The 16,694-nt window shown below is 67.9% G+C and carries 18 protein-coding genes; 9 read left to right on the top strand and 9 right to left on the bottom strand.

The window, feature by feature from the left end; all coding sequences use genetic code 11:
* Positions 1–14: 14 nt before the first annotated feature.
* The 3 genes from gatA to gatB all read left to right on the top strand — a co-directional run bounded on the left by gatA (position 15) and on the right by gatB (position 4,114).
* Positions 15–1,478, top strand: a complete 1,464-nt coding sequence (gene gatA, locus AU197_RS11705) for an Asp-tRNA(Asn)/Glu-tRNA(Gln) amidotransferase subunit GatA (protein ID WP_064402821.1) — start codon at positions 15–17, stop codon at positions 1,476–1,478.
* Positions 1,479–1,556: 78 nt separating this feature from the next.
* A complete protein-coding gene (locus tag AU197_RS11700) occupies positions 1,557–2,588 on the top strand; it encodes an ATP-dependent 6-phosphofructokinase (RefSeq protein ID WP_064402820.1) in 1,032 nt (343 codons plus the stop codon).
* Positions 2,589–2,611: 23 nt separating this feature from the next.
* A complete protein-coding gene (gene gatB / locus AU197_RS11695; RefSeq protein WP_064402819.1) occupies positions 2,612–4,114 on the top strand; it encodes an Asp-tRNA(Asn)/Glu-tRNA(Gln) amidotransferase subunit GatB in 1,503 nt (500 codons plus the stop codon).
* Between the two features lie 164 nt (positions 4,115–4,278).
* On the opposite strand, the gene AU197_RS11690 is transcribed toward gatB, so the two are convergent.
* The gene (locus tag AU197_RS11690; protein ID WP_064402818.1) at positions 4,279–5,400 is read right to left on the bottom strand and encodes a PQQ-dependent sugar dehydrogenase; all 1,122 of its coding nucleotides are present in this window, start codon (positions 5,398–5,400) and stop codon (positions 4,279–4,281) included.
* A 139-nt stretch (positions 5,401–5,539) separates the two neighbouring features.
* On the opposite strand from AU197_RS11690, the gene AU197_RS11685 reads away from it, so the two are divergent.
* Positions 5,540–6,367: a DoxX family protein gene (locus AU197_RS11685; protein ID WP_064402893.1), complete on the top strand. Its 828-nt coding sequence runs from the start codon at positions 5,540–5,542 to the stop codon at positions 6,365–6,367.
* Here AU197_RS11685 and AU197_RS11680 read toward each other — a convergent pair.
* A complete protein-coding gene (locus AU197_RS11680) occupies positions 6,364–6,711 on the bottom strand; it encodes a PH domain-containing protein (protein WP_064402892.1) in 348 nt (115 codons plus the stop codon). The two genes, AU197_RS11685 and AU197_RS11680, sit on opposite strands and share 4 nt — an antisense overlap.
* Before the next feature lie 306 nt (positions 6,712–7,017).
* Here AU197_RS11680 and AU197_RS11675 point away from each other — a divergent pair, with 306 nt between their 5' ends.
* From AU197_RS11675 to ilvC, 3 genes are read left to right on the top strand one after another with little or no spacing between them, the layout of a single operon-like run.
* A complete protein-coding gene (locus tag AU197_RS11675; protein WP_064402817.1) occupies positions 7,018–8,886 on the top strand; it encodes an acetolactate synthase large subunit in 1,869 nt (622 codons plus the stop codon).
* Entirely contained in the window at positions 8,886–9,395 is a 510-nt protein-coding gene (gene ilvN / locus AU197_RS11670; protein ID WP_064402816.1) for an acetolactate synthase small subunit, read from the top strand. Before AU197_RS11675 ends, ilvN begins: the two co-directional genes overlap by 1 nt.
* Before the next feature lie 44 nt (positions 9,396–9,439).
* Complete coding sequence (ilvC, locus tag AU197_RS11665; RefSeq protein ID WP_197415519.1) at positions 9,440–10,441, top strand: ketol-acid reductoisomerase; 1,002 nt, start codon at positions 9,440–9,442, stop codon at positions 10,439–10,441.
* Between the two features lie 47 nt (positions 10,442–10,488).
* Here ilvC and AU197_RS11660 read toward each other — a convergent pair whose 3' ends face one another.
* A complete protein-coding gene (locus AU197_RS11660) occupies positions 10,489–10,920 on the bottom strand; it encodes a hypothetical protein (RefSeq protein ID WP_064402814.1) in 432 nt (143 codons plus the stop codon).
* 134 nt (positions 10,921–11,054) lie between these two features.
* Here AU197_RS11660 and AU197_RS11655 point away from each other — a divergent pair, with 134 nt between their 5' ends.
* Positions 11,055–11,888: a MerR family transcriptional regulator gene (locus AU197_RS11655; protein WP_064402813.1), complete on the top strand. Its 834-nt coding sequence runs from the start codon at positions 11,055–11,057 to the stop codon at positions 11,886–11,888.
* 65 nt (positions 11,889–11,953) lie between these two features.
* Positions 11,954–12,514 (top strand): isopentenyl-diphosphate Delta-isomerase, encoded by a 561-nt coding sequence (gene idi, locus AU197_RS11650; protein WP_064402812.1) that lies wholly within the window; start codon positions 11,954–11,956, stop codon positions 12,512–12,514.
* Positions 12,515–12,534: 20 nt separating this feature from the next.
* Here idi and AU197_RS11645 read toward each other — a convergent pair whose 3' ends face one another.
* From AU197_RS11645 to AU197_RS11620, 6 genes are read right to left on the bottom strand one after another with little or no spacing between them, the layout of a single operon-like run.
* A complete protein-coding gene (locus tag AU197_RS11645; protein WP_064402811.1) occupies positions 12,535–12,744 on the bottom strand; it encodes a hypervirulence associated TUDOR domain-containing protein in 210 nt (69 codons plus the stop codon).
* A 39-nt stretch (positions 12,745–12,783) separates the two neighbouring features.
* Positions 12,784–13,791 (bottom strand): Rieske (2Fe-2S) protein, encoded by a 1,008-nt coding sequence (locus AU197_RS11640; RefSeq protein ID WP_064402810.1) that lies wholly within the window; start codon positions 13,789–13,791, stop codon positions 12,784–12,786.
* Positions 13,788–15,299, bottom strand: a complete 1,512-nt coding sequence (locus AU197_RS11635; protein WP_064402809.1) for an FAD-dependent oxidoreductase — start codon at positions 15,297–15,299, stop codon at positions 13,788–13,790. The genes AU197_RS11640 and AU197_RS11635 overlap by 4 nt, the downstream gene beginning before the upstream one ends.
* Positions 15,296–16,027 (bottom strand): class I SAM-dependent methyltransferase, encoded by a 732-nt coding sequence (locus AU197_RS11630; RefSeq protein WP_064402808.1) that lies wholly within the window; start codon positions 16,025–16,027, stop codon positions 15,296–15,298. The genes AU197_RS11635 and AU197_RS11630 overlap by 4 nt, the downstream gene beginning before the upstream one ends.
* A complete protein-coding gene (locus tag AU197_RS11625) occupies positions 16,024–16,353 on the bottom strand; it encodes a lycopene cyclase domain-containing protein (RefSeq protein ID WP_064402807.1) in 330 nt (109 codons plus the stop codon). Before AU197_RS11625 ends, AU197_RS11630 begins: the two co-directional genes overlap by 4 nt.
* On the bottom strand, positions 16,350–16,694 hold the full coding sequence (locus AU197_RS11620; protein ID WP_064402806.1) for a lycopene cyclase domain-containing protein: 345 nt from the start codon (positions 16,692–16,694) through the stop codon (positions 16,350–16,352). The genes AU197_RS11625 and AU197_RS11620 overlap by 4 nt, the downstream gene beginning before the upstream one ends.

Below are 16,694 nucleotides of genomic sequence, written 5' to 3'. Positions count from 1 at the left end.
GCGATCTCACTCGGATGGACGCCGCGACGCTCGGAGAGAAGATCGCCGCCAAAGAGGTGTCCTCGACGGAGGTCACCCGTGCGCACCTGGACCAGATCGCAGCGACCGACGACCGTTACCACGCGTTCCTGCACGTCGCGCAGAATCGTGCGCTGGCGGCAGCGGCGCGCGTCGACGCGGCCGTCGCCGCCGGAGAAGACCTGCCCTCGCCGCTGGCCGGGGTGCCGGTCGCGCTCAAGGACGTGTTCACCACCACCGACATGCCGACGACCTGCGGATCGAAGATCCTCGAGGGCTGGACGTCGCCCTATGACGCGACCGTCACCATGCGGCTACGCGCGGCGGGCCTGCCGATTCTCGGCAAGACCAACATGGACGAGTTCGCGATGGGTTCGTCCACGGAGAACTCTGCGTACGGGCCGACCCGCAACCCGTGGGACGTTGAGCGGGTCCCCGGTGGCTCCGGCGGGGGCAGCGCCGCCGCGCTGGCGGCGTTCCAGGCGCCGTTGGCCATCGGCACCGACACCGGCGGCTCGATCCGCCAGCCGGCCGCGCTTACCGCCACCGTCGGCGTGAAACCGACGTACGGAACCGTGTCGCGCTACGGGCTGGTCGCCTGCGCGTCCTCGCTGGACCAGGGCGGCCCGTGCGCGCGCAGCGTGCTCGACACCGCGCTGCTGCACCAGGTGATCGCCGGGCACGACGCGAAGGATTCGACGTCGGTCGACGCCGCGGTGCCAGATGTTGTCGGCGCCGCACGGGCGGGGGCGGACGGCGACCTGGCGGGCGTGCGGGTCGGGGTGGTGAAGCAGTTGCGCGGCGACGGTTACCAGCCCGGTGTGCTGGAGTCGTTCAACGCCGCCGTCGAACAGTTGACCGCGCTGGGCGCCGAGGTCAGCGAGGTGGACTGCCCGCACTTCGACTACTCGCTGCCCGCCTACTACCTGATCCTTCCGTCGGAGGTCTCGAGCAATCTCGCACGGTTCGACGCGATGCGCTTCGGGATGCGCGTCGGCGACGACGGCACACACAGCGCCGAGGAAGTCATGGCGTTGACCCGCGCCGCCGGCTTCGGCCCGGAAGTCAAGCGCCGCATCATGATTGGCACTTATGCGTTGTCGGCCGGCTACTACGACGCGTATTACAACCAGGCGCAGAAGGTGCGCACGCTGATCGCGCGCGATCTCGACGAGGCGTACCGACGCGTCGACGTGCTGATCTCGCCGACGACGCCGACCACGGCATTCCCGTTGGGGGAGAAGGTCGACGACCCGTTGGCGATGTACCTGTTCGACCTGTGCACGCTGCCGTTGAACCTGGCCGGCCACTGCGGAATGTCGGTGCCTGCGGGGCTCTCACCCGACGACAATCTGCCCGTCGGGCTGCAGATCATGGCTCCCGCGCTGGCCGACGACCGGTTGTACCGCGTCGGTGCGGCCTACGAGGCGGCGCGCGGACCGCTCTCGACGGCGGTTTAGGCGCCGCGAGCGCACGTTGGTGGTACGCAAACGCCGAGTGAGGGCGCAAACATCCGCGCGCTCGGGGAGGATGTAGCCATGCGGATCGGAGTGCTGACCGGCGGCGGTGACTGTCCGGGCTTGAACGCGGTCATCCGGGCGGTGGTGCGCACGTGCGACGTGCGCTACGGCTCGTCGGTCGTCGGATTTCAGGACGGCTGGCGCGGCCTGCTGGAGAACCGTCGCATACAGCTGGCCAACGACGACCGCAACGACCGGCTGCTGGCCAAGGGCGGCACGATGCTCGGTACCGCCCGCGTGCATCCGGAGAAGTTGCGCGCCGGGCTCGACCAGATCAAGCAGACGCTCGACGACAACGGCATCGACGTGCTGATCCCGATCGGCGGCGAGGGCACGCTCACGGCCGCGCACTGGCTCTCCGAGGAGAACGTTCCCGTCGTCGGCGTGCCGAAGACCATCGACAACGACATCGACTGCACCGATGTCACCTTCGGACATGACACCGCGCTGGGGGTGGCGAGCGAGGCCATCGACCGGCTGCACAGCACCGCCGAATCGCACCAGCGCGTGATGCTCGTCGAGGTGATGGGCCGCCACGCCGGCTGGATCGCGCTGAACGCGGGCTTGGCGTCGGGGGCACACATGACCCTCATCCCCGAACAGCCCTTCGACGTCGAAGAGGTCTGCCGACTGATCAAACAGCGCTTCGTGCGCGGCGATTCGCACTTCATCTGCGTGGTGGCCGAAGGGGCGAAGCCGGCCGAGGGGTCGATGCAACTGCGCCAAGGTGGGGTCGACGAGTTCGGCCACGAACGCTTCACCGGCGTCGCGCAACAACTCGCCCTCGAGGTGGAGAAGCGGATCAACAAAGAGGTGCGGGTCACGGTCCTGGGCCACGTCCAGCGCGGCGGCACGCCGACGCCCTTCGACCGCGTGCTGGCCACCCGCTTCGGCGTCAACGCCGCCGACGCCGCGCACGCGGGCGAGTACGGGATGATGGTGTCGCTGCGCGGCCAGGAGATCGGCCGTGTTTCGCTGGCCGATGCCACCCGTCAGTTGAAGCTGGTCCCGCAGAGCCGGTACGACGACGCCGCGGAGTTCTTCGGCTGAGCCCGCTTACTAGGATCGGGGTCATGACTGCTGCGACCGCCGACCTACTGGACTACGACGACGTCGTCGCGCGCTACGAGCCCGTGCTCGGGCTGGAAGTCCACGTCGAGCTGTCCACCGCGACCAAGATGTTCTGCGGTTGCGCCAACAGGTTCGGCGCCGAACCCAACACCCAGGTGTGTCCGGTCTGCCTGGGGCTGCCCGGGTCGTTGCCAGTGCTCAACGAGAAGGCCGTGGAGTCCGCGATCCGGATCGGGCTCGCGCTGAACTGCGAGATCGTGCCGTGGTGCCGGTTCGCCAGGAAGAACTACTTCTATCCGGACATGCCCAAGAACTACCAGATCTCGCAGTACGACGAGCCGATCGCGATCAACGGTCACCTCGACGTTCCGCTTGACGACGGTTCGACCTGGCGGGTCGACATCGAGCGCGCCCACATGGAGGAGGACACGGGCAAGCTGACCCACCTCGGCAGCGAGACGGGTCGCATCGAGGGCGCCACGACGTCGCTGATCGACTACAACCGCTCGGGTGTGCCGCTGATCGAGATCGTCACAAAGCCCATCGAGGGCGCCGGTGAGCGCGCCCCCGAGATCGCCCGCGCCTACGTGACGGCGCTGCGGGATCTTCTGCGCGGCCTGGGCGTCTCCGATGTCCGCATGGACCAGGGCTCGATGCGTTGTGACTCCAACGTCTCGCTCAAACCGAAGGGGCAAAAGCAGTTCGGCACCCGAACCGAGACCAAGAACGTCAACTCGCTCAAGAGCGTCGAGGTCGCCGTCCGCTACGAGATGCGCCGCCAGGCAGCGGTTCTCGACTCCGGCGAACGAATCACCCAGGAAACCAGGCATTTTCACGAGGACGGATACACCTCACCGGGACGCAGCAAGGAGACCGCCGAGGATTACCGGTACTTCCCCGAGCCCGACCTCGAGCCGGTGGCACCCGACGCGGACTGGATCGAGCGGTTGCGTGCGACGATCCCCGAACTTCCGTGGTTGTCCCGCAAGAGGATTCAGGAGGAATGGGGCATCTCCGACGAGGTGATGCGTGACCTCGTCAACATCGGTGCGCTGGATTTGATCGCCGCCACCGTCGAGCAGGGCGCATCCAGCGACGCCGCCCGGGCATGGTGGGGAAACTTCCTGGTGCAGAAGGCCAATGAAGCCGGGGTGGAACTCGATGCGCTGCCGATCACGCCCGCGCAGGTGGCCGCGGTCGTCAAGCTCGTCGACCACGGCAAGCTGTCCAACAAGCTCGCCCGGCAGGTGGTCGAGGGGGTGTTGGCCGGCGAGGGCGAACCCGAGCAGGTGATGAAGGACCGCGGCCTCGAGGTCGTGCGCGACGATTCGGCGCTGCAGGCCGCCGTCGACGAGGCGCTGGCGGCCAACCCCGGCATCGTCGAGAAAATTCGGGGCGGCAAGGTGCAGGCCGCGGGTGCGATCGTCGGCGCGGTCATGAAGGCCACCAAGGGACAGGCCGACGCGGCCCGGGTGCGCGAGTTGGTTCTGGAGGCCTGCAGCTAGCGCCGAGACTGCCCACAGGGTCGTGCGCGACGCTCATTTACGGCCCCGGTTGCAGTGTCGAGCGCGCAGACGGCGCGGCGCGTATGGCGTGTCTTGCGGCGATCGTCGTGGGCGTCATCGGCCTGCGCATCGTCGAGAGCTGAAATCGCCTGCCGCGCTGGCGCTTACGTGTTGTCAGCAGGACTGCGCGGGAACCCACCGCCCTGCGGGAACAGCGGGAACACGACATCGTCGAGTTTCTGGGCATCGCCGGCCGTCTTGTTGATCGTGGCGCCCCAGATGTTGCCGTCGGGCGACATCGCCAGCGCCCAGGCGTGGCCGTGCTGGTCTTGGCGCACCACCTCGGGATCGCCGGTCACCGCGCCGGTCTCGGGAGCCAGCCGCACGGCGACGGTCTGCTTGGTGTTGACCAGGTTGACCAGAACCGACCCGTCGAGCGCGGCGCAGCCCGCGACACCGGGGCGGTCGGGCCAGGTCCACACCGTCGACGTCTTGGAATCCTTGGTGATGCGTTGCAGCCGGTCACCGGATGCGGCGCGGTCGGTGATGTACAGCGAGCCGTCCGAGTGGTCGAGGCACATACCGCCCGCAGCGCCCAAACCCGACAGCGCCGTGGTCGTGGGGGCCTGATCCACGGTGGTGGGCTGCTCGATCCGCAACGCCTTACCGGCCAGCGACCCCGGGTTGGCGGCATCGGCGGGATTGCCGGCGTCCCCGGTCTGCACGAGCAGCGTCGTCGGGCTGGTGAAGATCAACGCGCCCGTGTTACCGGTGGCGCCCTTCGGGATGCCGGTCAGGATCGGCTTGGGGATGTCGCCGTCGGCGATGCGGATGACGCGGTTGTCCGTGGGGGTGCTGACGTAGGCGTACATCAGCCGGTCCTGCTGGTACGTCGGCGACAGCACGATGTCCATCAGCCCGCCGTCGCCCGAGCCGTCGACGGGCAGCGACGTCTTGACCTTCGGTTCGGCCCGCACAGAGACCTCTTTGACCACGCCGGTCGTGCGCTCGGCAACCAGGGCCGACTGGCTGTCGGGCAGCATGATCAGGCCGCTGGTGCTTTCCAGGCACCCCTGCATGACGCCCGGCGCCGGGCACTCCTTCGGAAACGGCGTCGGGGGCAGCGGGGGCGGTGGGGGCGGCGTCGACGTCGGACCGGGCTCGAGCTGGGGCTCGGTGGTGAACGGCTGCGACTGCAGATCGTCGAATCGAGCACAGCCCGACCCGACGAGCAACGCCGCGCACGCCACGGCGAGCACACCCTGCATCGGCCGGCGCGGTTTCATGCGAGCCAGGTTACGGATCATTCGGACGTGCGCGCCACGCACACCCGCGCGACGGCGGCGCGAACCGTCGGCGAATTAAGGCCTCGATAGCACCGCGCCAATACCCGGCTACCGGGTGACAAGCACTTACGCTGGCATGGTGACCAGTCATTCCAATGACCCACGCGCCTGGCAACGGCCCGACGACGCGGCCGGGCGGCCCGTGTCAGCGAGCCTGGTCGACCCTGAAGACGATCTGCCGTCGGCGAACTACGGCGGCGACTTCGAGACCACCGCGATCCCGCACTACGACTCGAACAGCGGGGCGCCGGTCTCGACCGGCTTCGGACTGCTCAACGATCCCGAGCCGCTGCCGTACGTGCAGCCCGGCGGCCGGCATGCACTCGACTACTCGGCGGAACCGGCGGAGATCGGCCCCGATCCGTTCCGCGCCGCACCGGAGCGCCGCGGCACCCTCGACCTCGGTCTGATGCTGTTGCGTCTCGCGGTCGGCGCCCTTTTCATCGGCCACGGCCTGCAGAAGGCGTTCGGCCTGTGGGGTGGCCCCGGGCTCAACGGATGGGAAGCGGAGCTGTCCGATATGGGCTTCCGCTACGCCGACATCCTGACCTACGTCGGCGCCTTCGGGCAGATCGCCGCCGGAGTGCTCCTCATCCTGGGCCTGTTCACTCCCGTGGCCGCCGCCGGTGCGCTGGCCTATCTGGTGACCGGCGTGCTCGCCGAGGCGATGGTCGCCCACGAGGAGGCGCGGCTGTCGGACTTCCTGACCGACGGACATGAGTACAAGGTGTTCTTGACCTGCGCGGTGGCCGCACTGGTGTTGACCGGTCCCGGCCGGTACGGCTTCGACGCGGGACGCGGTTGGGCGCGCCGGCCCTTCCTCGGATCGCTCGGAGCGTTGATTCTCGGCGCGGGCGCCGGTGTGGCGATCTGGGTGCTGCTCAACGGCGGCAACCCACTCGCCTAATCCGTCGAATACGGATTGGGCACACGCCCGCCGCTGGCCTCGGTCAGCAGCGGCAACGTCGCGAATGTCACCGCGGGCAGCCGCACGTCCCTGCCGTCCTTCAGATGGGCATAGGCCGACGACCCCTTGCCGAACCGCAGTCCGTCGATATCGCTCCAGTCGACGGTCTCGCTGCCCCACAGCGTGCGAGCGGTCACCTGATCGCGGTCGGCGACGGTGCGGTAGCGCGCGACGAACACCGACAACACGATCGGAATGATCAGCAGGGCAGCCACCCAGGTGAGGCCCGCCAAAACCAGCGAAAGCATGCTGAACGCCAGAAAGGCGACGGCGAAATGCGCCATCGGGGAGATGCGGATGACGACGGGGGCGGGCGCGGCTTTCGGACTCACCCCGCCATCTTCGCACCGCACCGCAATTTGACCTGTGACCAGTGCAGAGGCTACCGTCGACGGTTATGCAGGCCCTGGGGTTGCTCGTAGTAATCGGGAAGCGCGTTGATGCCGCGCTCGCCCTTACTCGGGCATAACTCCGGCATCAGCGCGCGACCCTCGTACAGCAGCCCAGCTGACGGGGGTTTTTTCTTGCCCGACCACCGAATTTGAGACCCTAGAGACGGATCCGAAGAAGGATTTAGGAGAACGAACACCGTGAGCGCACCAACAACCCGACCGCTGGAGCAGGTGGCGGCAACCGTGCCCGACGACGGCCATGCCGCGCAACCGGCGGCCAAGTCTGCGCCCGCACCGGCCAAACGCGCTGCGCCGCAACAGATGACTGGCGCGCAGGCGGTCATCCGGTCGCTGGAGGAACTCGACGTCGACACCATCTTCGGGATCCCCGGCGGCGCGGTCCTGCCGGTGTACGACCCGCTGTTCGACTCCAAGAAGCTGCGCCATGTCCTGGTCCGTCACGAGCAGGGCGCAGGGCATGCGGCCAGCGGCTACGCCCACGCGACCGGCAGGGTCGGCGTGATGATGGCCACCTCGGGACCCGGTGCGACCAACCTCGTCACGCCGCTGGCCGACGCGCACATGGACTCGATTCCGGTGGTGGCGATAACCGGCCAGGTCGGACGTGGCCTGATCGGCACCGATGCGTTCCAAGAAGCCGACATCTCCGGCATCACGATGCCGATCACCAAGCACAACTTCCTGGTGCGCAGCGGCGATGAGATCCCGCAGGCGATCGCCGAGGCGTTCCACATCGCCCAGTCGGGCCGCCCCGGACCGGTGCTCGTCGACATCCCCAAGGACGTTCTGCAAGGGCAGTGCACGTTCAGCTGGCCGCCGCGCATCGACCTGCCGGGCTACAAACCGAACACCAAACCGCACAACCGCCAGATCCGCGAGGCCGCCAAGCTGATCGCCGCCGCGCGCAAGCCGGTGCTCTACGTCGGCGGCGGGGTGATCCGCGGAGAGGCCAGCGAGGGACTGCTGGAGCTGGCCGAGCTGACAGGAATCCCGGTCGTCACCACGTTGATGGCGCGCGGGGCGTTCCCCGACAGCCATCCGCAGAACATGGGCATGCCGGGGATGCACGGCACGGTGTCCGCGGTGGCCGCCCTGCAGCGCAGCGACCTGCTGATCGCGCTGGGCACCCGGTTCGACGACCGGGTGACCGGGCGGCTGGACTCCTTCGCGCCGGAGGCCAAGGTCATCCACGCCGACATCGACCCCGCCGAGATCGGCAAGAACCGCCACGCCGACGTGCCGATCGTGGGTGACGTCAAGGCCGTCATCGCCGAGCTGATCGTGGCCCTGCGCCGCGACGGCACCGCCGACGCGATCAAGATCGACAACTGGCTGGAGTACCTGAGAGGTGTGCAGGCGACCTACCCGCTGAGCTACGGGCCGCAGAGCGACGGCAGCCTCTCACCGGAATACGTCATCGAGACGCTGGGCAAGATGGCCGGACCCGACGCGGTGTACGTCGCAGGCGTGGGCCAACACCAGATGTGGGCCGCGCAGTTCATCTCCTACGAGAAACCCAAGACATGGCTGAACTCCGGCGGCCTGGGCACCATGGGCTACGCCGTGCCCGCGGCGATGGGGGCCAAGTTCGGCCGCCCGGAGGCCGAGGTGTGGGCCATCGACGGCGACGGCTGCTTCCAGATGACCAACCAGGAGTTGGCCACCTGTGCCGTGGAGGGTGCGCCGATCAAGGTGGCGCTGATCAACAACGGCAACCTCGGCATGGTGCGCCAGTGGCAGACGCTGTTCTACGAAGAGCGCTACAGCCAAACCGATCTGGCCACGCACTCGCATCGCATCCCCGATTTCGTCAAGCTCGCCGAGGCGCTCGGTTGCGTCGGATTGCGTTGTGAGCGAGCCGAAGACGTCGAGGACGTGATCCGGCAGGCGCGTGAGATCAACGACCGGCCCGTGGTGATCGACTTCATCGTCGGCGCCGACGCGCAGGTGTGGCCCATGGTCGCGGCGGGCACCAGCAACGACGAGATCCAGGCCGCTCGCGGCATCCGCCCGTTGTTCGACGATCCGGAAGAAGGACACGCCTGATGGGTACCACCGCCACACAGACGTTGTCGGTCCTGGTTGAGGACAAACCGGGTGTCCTGGCGCGGGTCGCGTCGCTGTTCTCCCGGCGCGGGTTCAACATTCAGTCCCTGGCGGTCGGTGCGACCGAGCAGAAGAACATGTCGCGGATGACGATCGTCGTCAGCGTGGACGAAGCGCCGCTCGAGCAGATCACCAAACAGCTCAACAAGCTGGTGAACGTGATCAAAATCGTCGAGCAGGAGGAGGAGAACTCCGTTTCGCGCGAGCTTGCGCTGATCAAAGTGCGCACTGACGCGTCGACCCGCGGCCAGGTCATCGAGGCGGTGAATCTGTTCCGCGCGAAGGTCGTCGACGTATCGACCGAGTCGTTGACGGTCGAGGCCACCGGCACGCCCGAGAAGCTCGAGGCGCTGCTGCGGGTGTTGGAGCCCTTCGGCATTCGCGAGATCGTGCAGTCCGGTGTGGTGTCGCTGTCGCGCGGTCCGCGCAGCATCGGCACCGCCAAGTAGCCCCAAATCAAGTGAGTAGATAAGGAAATTCAGTGGCAGTAGAGATGTTCTATGACGACGACGCGGACCTGTCGATCATCCAGGCACGCAAGGTCGGCGTCATCGGCTACGGCAGCCAGGGTCACGCGCACTCGCTGAGCCTGCGTGATTCCGGCGTTGAGGTGAAGGTCGGCCTCAAGGAGGGGTCGAAGTCACGTGAGAAGGTCGCCGAGCAGGGCCTCGAGGTCGACACCCCCGCCGAGGTCGCCAAGTGGGCCGACGTCATCATGTTGCTGGCGCCCGACACCGCACAGGCCGAGATCTTCTCCAGCGACATCGAACCCAACCTCGAGGACGGCAACGCACTGTTCTTCGGGCATGGCCTCAACATCCACTTCGACCTGATCAAGCCGCCGGCCAACGTCACGATCGGCATGGTCGCCCCGAAGGGTCCTGGCCACCTGGTGCGTCGCCAATTCGTCGACGGCAAGGGCGTGCCGTGCCTGATCGCGATCGATCAGGACCCCAAGGGTGAGGGGCAGGCGCTCGCGCTGTCCTACGCCAAGGGCATCGGCGGCACCCGCGCCGGCGTCATCAAGACCACGTTCAAGGACGAGACAGAGACCGACCTGTTCGGCGAGCAGGCCGTGTTGTGCGGCGGCACAGAGGAACTCGTCAAGACCGGCTTCGACGTCATGGTCGAGGCCGGTTACGCGCCGGAGCTGGCGTACTTCGAGGTGCTGCACGAACTCAAGCTGATCGTCGACCTCATGTACGAGGGCGGCATCGCGCGGATGAACTACTCGGTGTCCGACACCGCGGAGTTCGGCGGCTACCTGTCCGGGCCGCGGGTGATCGACGCCGACACCAAGGAGCGGATGCGCGCCATTCTCTCCGAGATCCAGGACGGCACCTTCGTCAAGAAGCTTGTGGCCAACGTCGAGGGCGGCAACAAGGAACTCGAGGCGCTGCGCAAGAAGAACGCAGAGCATCCGATCGAGGTGACCGGAAAGAAGCTGCGCGACCTGATGAGCTGGGTGGACCGGCCCATCACCGAGACGGCCTAGCGGATTTCGGTGCGCTGGTCGGTCGGTAGCGCACCGAATTCGCACTGTCAGGGGCGGTGCTCGTGCCCGGGGCGACCCTGGGTGCGGCGCCGCTCCTTCATTTCGGACTCGAACACGTGCCTGCGGCCCTGCTGTAGCTCGTCGCGCACCCGGCGTTCGTGGTCGCGGAACACCGACCAGTAGCTGTCGTCGAAGTCCTCGACGATTTGGAAGGTCCAGCGGCCGTAAAGCACGTTGCGGCCGACGAGTTCGGACTCCAGACGCTCGGCGACACCGTCGTGGCCGGCCTCGCGCAACTTGTCACACGCCTCGCCCAGCAGAAGGTCGGCGCGGCCCATCAGCTGGTGGAACGAATACAGATGGCCGCGTGCGCGTTCCACCCACTCCAATGCCTCCGAGACCCCGCCGACGGCCTCGACGGTCGCGTCGTCGAGTCCCTCGGGGCGGCTGTGTTGTTCGTCCTTCTGCTGATCGGTCATGGGGCTACAAGTACCCGCTTCTGGCCGCGGCAATATCCAGATGACGAAGACTTGCATCGTTTCCGCATTGATGGTTTGCTCACCGCGCGATCGGTGAACCCTCGCTAGGCCGAAACCCCCACTGAGCAGGCCCCATGGATGACGCTGACACACCGCGGTACACCGTGCGCGTGGTGGCCGAGCGCGTCGGCGTGCCGACGGCGACCCTGCGCAGCTGGAGCCAGCGCTACGGCGTCGGGCCGCCGCAGCACCAGCCCGGCCGACACCGGCTCTACAGCGACAACGACATCGCCGCCGTGCAGCACATGCACGAACTCATCGGGCAGGGCACCAGCGCCCGCAGCGCCGCCCAAATCGTCTCTGGGGCCGTCGCGCCGCGGCGCGGCGACGTCGATGCGCTGCTGTCGGCCGCATTCGAGCTCGACCTCGCCGCGTTGGGTCGGCTCCTGGAGACGCACCTGCGTCATTTCGGGGTCATCGACACATGGGACCTGATGGTGCGGCCCGCATTCGAAAGGATCGTGACCAGGCAGGACGAGGACGGCGGTTGCGTCGACGTCGAGCACGCCCTGTCGTGGGCGGTGTCGCGCGCACTGCACGCAGCGCCGCTCATGCGCCTCGACCTGTCGACAGCGGTCATCCTGGCCTGCACTGCGCGCGAAGCGCACGTCCTGCCGCTCGAGGCCCTTCGCGCGGCGCTCGCCGAACGCGGGCACGGCGCGTTGATGCTCGGCGCCGACGTCCCGGTAGCGGCGCTGACCGAGGCGATCGGCCGCGTGACGCCTTCAGCGCGGGTGGTGCTGTGGGCCCACACCCCCGACACCGCCGACATGGACACGGTCGCCGCTGCCACCGCAAATGCCGAGGTGGCGCTCGGCGGCAGGGGGTGGGACGCCGTCGACGGTGATGCGGCCGTGCGCGTCAACAGCCTGCGGGAGGGCGTCGAATGGTGTCTGTCCACCCGATGACCGGGTTGCATCGTCTGTGCGTCGGTTAGCTCGGCGGATTTGGGTACACACATGAGGTGTCTTCAGTGACCACGACGACGAACGAGTGCGTCGTTCTTCTCGACGAGGAGGGGCGGCAGATCGGCAGCGCCGCCAAGACGACCGTGCATCACGCCGCGACACCGCTTCATCTGGGGTTCTCGTGCTATCTGTTCGACGGGGACGGCCGCGTGCTCTTGACCCGTCGCGCCCTGAACAAGACGACGTGGCCGGGGGTGTGGTCCAACTCCTTCTGCGGTCATCCGGCGCCGGGGGAACGGGTCGAGGATGCGGTGCGCCGCCGTGCCGGCCAGGAGTTGGGCATAACGATCCAACCCCCGGTGTGCGTGCTACCCGACTTCCGGTACCGCGCGGTCGCGGCCGACGGAACCGTCGAGAACGAGATCTGTCCGGTGTTCGTCGCCCGCTGCGACGGGCGGCTGCGGCCGGATCCGGGCGAGGTCATGGAGTGGATGTGGGTGTCCTGGGACCAACTGCGCTCGGCGGTCGGGTTGCCCTGGTCGATCAGCCCGTGGGCCATGGAGCAGATACCGCTGCTCGACGAGCGCTACCTGCAGGGGTCGTGGCCTCAGTTCAGCGACGACTAGCGCGACGCGGCGTCTTTCTACTACTTCTTCTTCAGCGATTCCGGCTTGTGCACCGCGTCGCGGCCACTCTTGTCGCTGCGCACGCGGTACTGCGGGTTCTCGGAATCGGCGCGCACGGTGCGACCCGCGGCCTCGGTGTCCGAGGTGATCTTCTCCTCAACCGTTCCGGACACGGTGGTGCCGTGGCTCTTCCACTGCACCTTGTCGCCTTTGCGGATGTCCTTGCTCATCTGTGGCGGTATACCCGGGCGACTCCACGCAAAACCGGCTCACGCCTGCGCGCGCTGCCGGTAGAGCCGCTCGGCGTAGGCCAGATCGTCGCGCCACAGGCGGGTGGCGGCGTAGCGCATGAACGGGGCGATCAACGGCGCACCCCGAAGCGCGTGCGCGAATCCGGGACGATCGGAATGCGCGATGACCGCCTCGATGACCGCGGTGCGGGGACTGCCGTCGCGGTCGGGACCGAGCGGGGTCGCGTGCGTCTCGACCACGCTCCCCGCGCCTTCGCCGTCGATGATGCGCATGGTGATGGTGCGCGGCTCCGGTGTGGTGAACTCCGCGATCACCGGGACGCCGAGTCGACCGATGCGGAAGGTGACCGCGACGAGGAAGCGGTCGCCGTCCTCGGGAAGGTCGTCGTCGGCGGCCGGTGCGGACAGCACCTCCAACCGGGTGAACGAGTACGGGTGGAACCACGCCCCGTGCCACGGATCGAGCCGGTTGGCGATCACGTCGCTGGGCTCACAGGTGCCGACCAACCGCGTCACCGCCGACAGTCGCGGCCCGTCGGGTCGCATCGGCAATATCGGTGCCTCGGTGGGAGTTTCGCCGCCGATCGCGTCGAGCCGTACCCAGGCGAGCACACCGTCGTCGTGGGCGGGGTAGGGCCGCCAGCTCCAGGTTCGGCCGCCGTCGAAACGCAGGCCGTGCCACGGGCAGATCAACGTGCCGCACTCGACGGTCCCGGTGGAGAGGTCCGCGCCGAGGTGCGGACAGGACGCCGGACCGACCGCCAACCTGCCGTCCTCGCCGCGCCAGGCGACCAGTTCGAGTCCGCCGACCGCGGCGCTGAGTGGTCGCTTGCCGATGGTGTCGCTGGCCGCGAACGCATACCAGTTGCCGCTCGTCCTGCGCTGTGAGCGACGCAGCGCGCTGTGGATCAGCGACGGCTGGGCATCGTCGTACGTCGGGCGCTGGCCGGCCCACGTGGTGCGCGGAAGCAGTTGAAACGGTGTGGTTTTCGCCAACCGCGCCTTGAGCTCGGAGAGCATGGTCATGCGTACTGCCTTTCGGCCAGCCGCCGCAACGGGGCGAAACGGCCCTGAGTGGGTACCGTGTGGAGGTCATGGCCGGTGAGGCCGAAGCGCGTCAGCAACAGGTTGGCCGCCGACCAGCCGGTGGTGGCGGCGCGCTCCATCAGCGCGACCGGCAGATCGATGCGGATACCGTCACCGGCCAACGCCAGGCCCGGGTGCGGCGTGGCGACCGTGGGGCGGCGCGCGAAGTCGCCGGGGGCGAAGCGCGGGCAGTCCTGACGGCACAGCACCCGTTCGCCGACGACCTTCGCGTCGGCGGTCTCGGGATAGAGTTCGGCCATCCGCCGCCCCAGCCGCTCGAGCACGTCGTCCGTGCTGTCGGTCACCGCATACGAGTGCAGCTCCACCACGGAGCCGCCGGTTCGCCGCGACCACGCCGCCGCCTCCCGCTCGTATCTGTCGAGCACGCTCACATTGTCCAGCGGCGGACGGCCGCCCGTCCCGAGAAAGGCCGCACGGTTTTGGGCGACGGGCCGGTCCAGCCACAGCCGCTGCACGATGAAGGGCGCGGCCGTGCCCATCGCGGCTATCCGGGACCGCCATTCGTCATCGCCGAGTGACGCCGAATTGCCGACGATCTGTTGCAGGCCGCGGACATCGGTGGCCAGCACCACGCCGTCGGCCTGTAACGGGTCGCCGCCGTCGGAGTGCACTGCGAAGCGGTCGCCGGTGCGGATCTCGGTGACCGAAACGCCGGTGTGGATACCCACTCCCAGCGACTGCAGATAGGCGCGCAACGGATCCCACAGCGCCGTGTCGAAGTTCGCGTTGGCGACGTCGAATACCAGGCCCTCGCTGGAGCCCAGGAAGTAGATGTGGAACATCGTCGCCAATTCGCCGGCCGAGAGGTTGGTCGGCTCGGCGAAGAAGCTGCGCGAGAAGACCTCGAAGGCCAGATGGCGAGCGGGCTCGGGAAAATTGATGTCGCGCAGGAAGGTATCGGCGTCGAGATGGTCGAGACGGTCATAGATCTCGGGGACCGACACCGCGGCAAGGGGGGCCGCGGCCCGGGCGTTGAGCCGCACCAGGTCGCGGAACCGGAATGTGGGGCTGCGCAGCGCGAAGGCCAACGCATTCCAGGGTGGCGTCTGCGGCAGACCCCGGAACGTGTCGCGTCGACCGTGCGCGTCGATCAGCGGGTAGTCGGAGACCGCGGTGAGCATCCCCAGCGCAGGATCGATGCGCCGCATCAGATTACGCAAGTTGTAATACTGCCGGAAGAAGGCGTGGAAGCCCCGGTTCATGGCGACGGGGGTGCCGTCGTCGAGCGTATCGGCCCATCCTCCGACGCGGCCACCGAGGTACGTCTGGCGTTCGAGGACATCGACGCTCACACCGCGTTCGGCCAGACCGGTGGCCGCGGCCAGGCCCGCGATACCCCCGCCGACGACGACCACATGCGGTTTGTCGAGCGCCACCCGCGTGTCGGGCGGCGGTGCAGAGTGCGTGATGCGGTGCGGATCGGTCATCGCGGCGCCTTGGCGAGGAAGGTGTGCACGATGTTACGTTGCCAGCCCGGCATCGTCTCGCTGTGCACGGCGGTGAAGCCGTTGCGGCGCAGCCGATCACGAAAGTCGGCCGCACCGTCGAAGCGGTTCACGCTGCGCCGCAGGTACCGGTACAGCGAGGCGTCACCGCTGCGGATTCGTCCGCTCGGGATGATGATGGTGGCGCACACGGCGTTCCACACCGCGGTCGCGAGCCGCGAGTCGCGCACCGAGTACTCGTGAACCGCCAGCGTCGCTCCCGGCCGCAGGAGCGCGCGGAACTCACGCAGTTGGGCGTCGGGGTCGGGCAGGTTGCGGATGAGGTACGCGGCGAAGATACCGTCGAACGGCCCGGTCACACCGGCTGCGGCGAGGTCCTCGATCCGGCTGTGGACGAACCGCACCGAACCGGGCCACCGTTTGGCTCGCGCCTCGGTCAACATGCCTCGCGAGCCGTCGACACCCACGATCTCCGCGTGCGGCGCCACCGACAACAGCGCCGCGGTCGATGCGCCGGTGCCGCAGCCGGCGTCCAGCAGCCGCAGCCCGCGACCATCGTCGGGCAATCGCATCCGCTGTGCCGAAATCCGCAGGTGCTCATGGTATCCGGGGTTGGAATCGACCAGCGTGTCATAGGCCGGTGCCCCGTCGTCGAAGGCGGCGGGGACATCCGCGGGGTCACGGCCGTCACGGCCCGCATTGACTTTCACGACGCGTTCCTCCTCTGTGTGCGCAGCCGCTGCCGTTCCCATAGCAGTAGCACCGCGGTGACCATCGCCCAACCGAAAAGGAAATCCTCGACCGGTATGTCGAACGGGAACCGGATGCCGCTGGTGTGCCGTTCGTCGTAGATGACGATGGGTGCGCTGAGCTTGGTGAGCCAGCCATCGACCGGAATCTGGAAGCCGAGCACGATCGCCATCGAGATCCAGTACGCGGGTTTGCGGAACAACCCGGTGCGCAGTACACCCAATTCCAGGGCGCACACCGCAATCACCCCGAGAACGGCGGGCACCGTGTATCCGAGACCGCTCATTTGGCTTGCTCCGCACGATCCCGCGTCCGTTGTAGCCGCGTCAGGATCGTGGAGACGGCGTTGTAGGTCAACAAGCCGCACAGCGGGATCACGATGAAGAACAGGAGTTCCTCGATCGGCATGATGCCGGGGATGTCGATGCCGGTGACGTACTTCGGGTTGTAGGTCCACACGTCGGCGAAGATGGCGATCACGTCCCAGGCCACGAACACCGCGGCCACGGGCAGCACCGCGGCGGCGGCTCGGCGTGCCTGCCGGTACACGCCGTCGCCGAAGATCTCCAACGGCGCCGTGATCACCAGGCAGGCGGCAAGAACCAACAGGTAATGCCAGTTGTCCAT

The sequence above is a fragment of the Mycobacterium sp. IS-1590 genome, assembly GCF_001500025.1.
Taxonomy (GTDB): domain Bacteria; phylum Actinomycetota; class Actinomycetes; order Mycobacteriales; family Mycobacteriaceae; genus Mycobacterium.
The sequence above is the reverse complement of the archived record's forward strand: the minus strand, read 5'-3'. Positions and strand labels throughout refer to the sequence as shown.

Coding starts and splice junctions, on each gene's coding strand:
- gatA (WP_064402821.1), top strand. CDS start 15: ATGGACGCCGCGACGCTCGGAGAGAAGATCGCCGCCAAAGAGGTGTCC.
- AU197_RS11700 (WP_064402820.1), top strand. CDS start 1,557: ATGCGGATCGGAGTGCTGACCGGCGGCGGTGACTGTCCGGGCTTGAAC.
- gatB (WP_064402819.1), top strand. CDS start 2,612: ATGACTGCTGCGACCGCCGACCTACTGGACTACGACGACGTCGTCGCG.
- AU197_RS11690 (WP_064402818.1), bottom strand. CDS start 5,400: ATGAAACCGCGCCGGCCGATGCAGGGTGTGCTCGCCGTGGCGTGCGCG.
- AU197_RS11680 (WP_064402892.1), bottom strand. CDS start 6,711: ATGGCGCATTTCGCCGTCGCCTTTCTGGCGTTCAGCATGCTTTCGCTG.
- ilvN (WP_064402816.1), top strand. CDS start 8,886: ATGGGTACCACCGCCACACAGACGTTGTCGGTCCTGGTTGAGGACAAA.
- ilvC (WP_197415519.1), top strand. CDS start 9,440: ATGTTCTATGACGACGACGCGGACCTGTCGATCATCCAGGCACGCAAG.
- AU197_RS11660 (WP_064402814.1), bottom strand. CDS start 10,920: ATGACCGATCAGCAGAAGGACGAACAACACAGCCGCCCCGAGGGACTC.
- AU197_RS11655 (WP_064402813.1), top strand. CDS start 11,055: ATGGATGACGCTGACACACCGCGGTACACCGTGCGCGTGGTGGCCGAG.
- AU197_RS11645 (WP_064402811.1), bottom strand. CDS start 12,744: ATGAGCAAGGACATCCGCAAAGGCGACAAGGTGCAGTGGAAGAGCCAC.
- AU197_RS11640 (WP_064402810.1), bottom strand. CDS start 13,791: ATGACCATGCTCTCCGAGCTCAAGGCGCGGTTGGCGAAAACCACACCG.
- AU197_RS11635 (WP_064402809.1), bottom strand. CDS start 15,299: ATGACCGATCCGCACCGCATCACGCACTCTGCACCGCCGCCCGACACG.
- AU197_RS11625 (WP_064402807.1), bottom strand. CDS start 16,353: ATGAGCGGTCTCGGATACACGGTGCCCGCCGTTCTCGGGGTGATTGCG.
- AU197_RS11620 (WP_064402806.1), bottom strand. CDS start 16,694: ATGGACAACTGGCATTACCTGTTGGTTCTTGCCGCCTGCCTGGTGATC.